We start from the raw sequence: 5456 nt of genomic DNA, 5'->3' as shown, positions 1-5456 counted from the left end.
TTTTTTGATGCCAGTTTTTGGTGTCTTTTGTTTGGTTCAGGTTTTTCTGATTCGAATTCTGCCTGGTGCTTTGTGTGCTGGGGGTTTTTGTTTGGAGAGTTTGATCCTGGCTCAGGACGAACGCTGGCGGCGTGCTTAACACATGCAAGTCGAACGGAAAGGCCCTTCGGGGTGCTCGAGTGGCGAACGGGTGAGTAACACGTGGGTGATCTGCCCTGCACTTTGGGATAAGCCTGGGAAACTGGGTCTAATACCGAATATGATCATCGGCTTCATGGTCGGTGGTGGAAAGCTTTTGCGGTGTGGGATGGGCCCGCGGCCTATCAGCTTGTTGGTGGGGTAATGGCCTACCAAGGCGACGACGGGTAGCCGGCCTGAGAGGGTGACCGGCCACACTGGGACTGAGATACGGCCCAGACTCCTACGGGAGGCAGCAGTGGGGAATATTGCACAATGGGCGCAAGCCTGATGCAGCGACGCCGCGTGAGGGATGACGGCCTTCGGGTTGTAAACCTCTTTCAGCACAGACGAAGCGCAAGTGACGGTATGTGCAGAAGAAGGACCGGCCAACTACGTGCCAGCAGCCGCGGTAATACGTAGGGTCCGAGCGTTGTCCGGAATTACTGGGCGTAAAGAGCTCGTAGGTGGTTTGTCGCGTTGTTCGTGAAAACTCACAGCTTAACTGTGGGCGTGCGGGCGATACGGGCAGACTGGAGTACTGCAGGGGAGACTGGAATTCCTGGTGTAGCGGTGGAATGCGCAGATATCAGGAGGAACACCGGTGGCGAAGGCGGGTCTCTGGGCAGTAACTGACGCTGAGGAGCGAAAGCGTGGGGAGCGAACAGGATTAGATACCCTGGTAGTCCACGCCGTAAACGGTGGGTACTAGGTGTGGGTTTCCTTCCTTGGGATCCGTGCCGTAGCTAACGCATTAAGTACCCCGCCTGGGGAGTACGGCCGCAAGGCTAAAACTCAAAGGAATTGACGGGGGCCCGCACAAGCGGCGGAGCATGTGGATTAATTCGATGCAACGCGAAGAACCTTACCTGGGTTTGACATGCACAGGACGCTGGTAGAGATATCAGTTCCCTTGTGGCCTGTGTGCAGGTGGTGCATGGCTGTCGTCAGCTCGTGTCGTGAGATGTTGGGTTAAGTCCCGCAACGAGCGCAACCCTTGTCCTATGTTGCCAGCGGGTTATGCCGGGGACTCGTAGGAGACTGCCGGGGTCAACTCGGAGGAAGGTGGGGATGACGTCAAGTCATCATGCCCCTTATGTCCAGGGCTTCACACATGCTACAATGGCCGGTACAAAGGGCTGCGATGCCGTGAGGTGGAGCGAATCCTTTCAAAGCCGGTCTCAGTTCGGATCGGGGTCTGCAACTCGACCCCGTGAAGTCGGAGTCGCTAGTAATCGCAGATCAGCAACGCTGCGGTGAATACGTTCCCGGGCCTTGTACACACCGCCCGTCACGTCATGAAAGTCGGTAACACCCGAAGCCGGTGGCCTAACCCCTTGTGGGAGGGAGCCGTCGAAGGTGGGATCGGCGATTGGGACGAAGTCGTAACAAGGTAGCCGTACCGGAAGGTGCGGCTGGATCACCTCCTTTCTAAGGAGCACCACGAGACTTGGAGCCGGCCCACATCGTGTGGATCACCGTGTCTTTGAGCGATTCGTTGGATGGCTCGACCTCTGTAGTGGAGGCGGGTCTGGTGCAACAACAAACATGGTGGCGCCCTGGGGTTTCCGGGGTGCTGGCCGCTGAACACACTATTGGGCTTTGAGGCAACAGGCCCAGCGGGACCCTCGCTCTGTGGAGATTGGGGTTGCCGGCCGTGAGTGTCTGACCGTTGGGTCGGGGGTGAGCGGTTGCTGTTGTCGCCCTGCTTTGGTGGTGGGGTGTGGTGTTTGATTTGTGGATAGTGGTTGCGAGCATCTAGCACGCAAGAAGGCTCCGGTCTCGTCAGAGATGGGGGTGTTGTTGTGTGTGTTTGATGTGCAATTTCTTTTTTTCTTTTTCTGGTTTTTTGTGTTGTAAGTGTTTAAGGGCGCATGGTGGATGCCTTGGCATCAGGAGCCGATGAAGGACGTGGGAGGCTGCGATATGCCTCGGGGAGCTGCCAACCGAGCGTGGATCCGAGGATGTCCGAATGGGGAAACCCAGCACGAGTGATGTCGTGTTACCTGCATCTGAATATATAGGGTGCAGGGGGGAACGCGGGGAAGTGAAACATCTCAGTACCCGTAGGAAGAGAAAACAATTGTGATTCCGTGAGTAGTGGCGAGCGAAAGCGGAGGATGGCTAAACCGTATGCATGTGATACCCGGCGGGGGTTGTGTGTGCGGGGTTGTGGGGCGTTTCTTCTCAGCACCGCCGTGCTGGGCGACAGTGAGAAAAGTGTGTGTTAGTCGAAGGGCCTGGGATGGTCTGTCGTAGAGGGTGAGAGTCCCGTAGGCGAAAACATGCACTCTGTTGTGAGACTGTTCCCCGAGTAGCAGCGGGCCCGTGAAATCTGCTGTGAATCTGCCGGGACCACCCGGTAAGCCTGAATACTTCCTGATGACCGATAGCGGATTAGTACCGTGAGGGAATGGTGAAAAGTACCCCGGGAGGGGAGTGAAATAGTACCTGAAACCGTGTGCCTACAATCCGTCAGAGCCTTCTCTTTTGAGTGGGGTGATGGCGTGCCTTTTGAAGAATGAGCCTGCGAGTCAGGGACATGTCGCGAGGTTAACCCGTGTGGGGTAGCCGCAGCGAAAGCGAGTCTGAATAGGGCGTATCCAATCCAGAGGGGTTGGTGTAGTGGTGTGTTCTGGACCCGAAGCGGAGTGATCTACCCATGGCCAGGGTGAAGCAGCAGTAAGATGTTGTGGAGGCCCGAACCCACTTAGGTTGAAGACTGAGGGGATGAGTTGTGGGTAGGGGTGAAAGGCCAATCAAACTCCGTGATAGCTGGTTCTCCCCGAAATGCATTTAGGTGCAGCGTTGCGTGTTTCTTACTGGAGGTAGAGCTACTGGATGGCCGATGGGCCTCACAAGGTTACTGACGTCAGCCAAACTCCGAATGCCGGTAAGTGAAAGCGTGGCAGTGAGACGGCGGGGGATAAGCTCCGTGCGTCGAGAGGGAAACAGCCCAGATCGCCGGCTAAGGCCCCTAAGCGTGTGCTAAGTGGAAAAGGATGTGCAGTCGCGAAGACAACCAGGAGGTTGGCTTAGAAGCAGCCACCCTTGAAAGAGTGCGTAATAGCTCACTGGTCAAGTGATTGTGCGCCGATAATGTAGCGGGGCTCAAGCACACCGCCGAAGCCGCGGCAATAACATGTAAGTGTTGTTGGGTAGGGGAGCGTCCTGCACCCAGTGAAGCAGCCTGGTAATGGAGCTGTGGAGGGTGTGGGAGTGAGAATGCAGGCATGAGTAGCGATAAGGCAAGTGAGAACCTTGCCCGCCGAAAGACCAAGGGTTCCTGGGGCAGGCCAGTCCGCCCAGGGTGAGTCGGGACCTAAGGCGAGGCCGACAGGCGTAGTCGATGGACAACGGGTTGATATTCCCGTACCCGTGTGTGCGCGCCCATGATGAATCAGAGGTACTAACCGCCCAAAACCGTCGTTACCGATCACCTTCGGGTGTGAGGATTGACGGGGCTGCGCGGGACCTTCTCTGGTAGTAGTCAAGCGATGGGGTGACGCAGGAAGGTAGCCGTACCAGTCAGTGGTAATACTGGGGCAAGCCTGTAGGACGAGTGATAGGCAAATCCGTCACTCATATGTCTGAGAGGTGATGCATAGCCGAGTGAGGCGAATTCGGTGATCCTATGCTGCCGAGAAAAGCCTCTAGCGAGCTCACACACGGCCCGTACCCCAAACCAACACAGGTGGTCAGGTAGAGAATACTAAGGCGTACGAGTGAACTATGGTTAAGGAACTCGGCAAAATGCCCCCGTAACTTCGGGAGAAGGGGGACCCACATACCGTCATGGCTCTTGCGGCCGGCAGCGGGAGTGGGTGGCACAAACCAGTGAGAAGCGACTGTTTACTAAAAACACAGGTCCGTGCGAAGTCGCAAGACGATGTATACGGACTGACGCCTGCCCGGTGCTGGAAGGTTAAGAGGACCCGTTAATCCTTCGGGGTGAAGCGGAGAATTTAAGCCCCAGTAAACGGCGGTGGTAACTATAACCATCCTAAGGTAGCGAAATTCCTTGTCGGGTAAGTTCCGACCTGCACGAATGGCGTAACGACTTCTCAACTGTCTCAACCATAGACTCGGCGAAATTGCACTACGAGTAAAGATGCTCGTTACGCGCGGCAGGACGAAAAGACCCCGGGACCTTCACTACAACTTGGTATTGGTGCTCGATACGGTTTGTGTAGGATAGGTGGGAGACTGTGAAGCATGCACGCCAGTGTGTGTGGAGTCGTTGTTGAAATACCACTCTGATCGTATTGGGCCTCTAACTTCGAACCGTATATCCGGTTCAGGGACAGTGCCTGGTGGGTAGTTTAACTGGGGCGGTTGCCTCCTAAAATGTAACGGAGGCGCCCAAAGGTTCCCTCAACCTGGACGGCAATCAGGTGTTGAGTGTAAGTGCACAAGGGAGCTTGACTGCGAGACGTACATGTCGAGCAGGGACGAAAGTCGGGACTAGTGATCCGGCACCTCTGAGTGGAAGGGGTGTCGCTCAACGGATAAAAGGTACCCCGGGGATAACAGGCTGATCTTCCCCAAGAGTCCATATCGACGGGATGGTTTGGCACCTCGATGTCGGCTCGTCGCATCCTGGGGCTGGAGCAGGTCCCAAGGGTTGGGCTGTTCGCCCATTAAAGCGGCACGCGAGCTGGGTTTAGAACGTCGTGAGACAGTTCGGTCTCTATCCGCCGCGCGCGTCAGAAGCTTGAGGAAACCTGTCCCTAGTACGAGAGGACCGGGACGGACGAACCTCTGGTCTACCAGTTGTCCCACCAGGGGCACTGCTGGATAGCTACGTTCGGACAGGATAACCGCTGAAAGCATCTAAGCGGGAAACCTCTTCCAAGACCAGGCTTCTCACCCTTTTAGAGGGATAAGGCCCCCCGCAGACCACGGGATCGATAGACCAGACCTACACACCTAGCAATAGGTTCAGGGAACTGGCACTAACCGGCCGAAAACTTACACACACCCACCCCGGTGGGTAACAGACAAACCGTGTAAGAAAAAAAGACGCACCATCAAACGTGACGCCCGCAACCACACCACAACGGACACAAGAACCCCACAAAGGGTTCACACACTCCACCACCAAAACACAAAGATTTCCCCACCCAGCGTGGGGCGCCCAAAAAAGGGTGAATACAGTTACGGCGGCCATAGCGGCAGGGAAACGCCCGGTCCCATCCCGAACCCGGAAGCTAAGCCTACCAGCGCCAATGATACTACCCAACAGGGTGGAAAAGTAGGACACCGCCGAACACACATTA

At 56.1% G+C, this 5456-nt stretch carries 3 rRNA genes; all 3 read left to right on the top strand.

From position 1 onward, the window contains the following. The first annotated feature begins 88 nt into the window (after window positions 1-88). A 16S ribosomal RNA gene (locus BST17_RS28380) occupies window positions 89-1608 on the top strand. A gap of 423 nt (window positions 1609-2031) precedes the next feature. Beyond that, window positions 2032-5156 (top strand): 23S ribosomal RNA (locus BST17_RS28375). 179 nt (window positions 5157-5335) lie between these two features. Continuing rightward, window positions 5336-5448 (top strand): 5S ribosomal RNA (rrf, locus tag BST17_RS28370). Together the 16S, 23S and 5S rRNA genes form the textbook arrangement of a ribosomal RNA operon. Window positions 5449-5456: the final 8 nt, after the last annotated feature.

This window comes from Mycolicibacterium bacteremicum (assembly GCF_002086115.1).
In the GTDB taxonomy this organism is placed as follows: domain Bacteria; phylum Actinomycetota; class Actinomycetes; order Mycobacteriales; family Mycobacteriaceae; genus Mycobacterium; species Mycobacterium bacteremicum.
The sequence above is the reverse complement of the archived record's forward strand: the minus strand, read 5'-3'. Positions and strand labels throughout refer to the sequence as shown.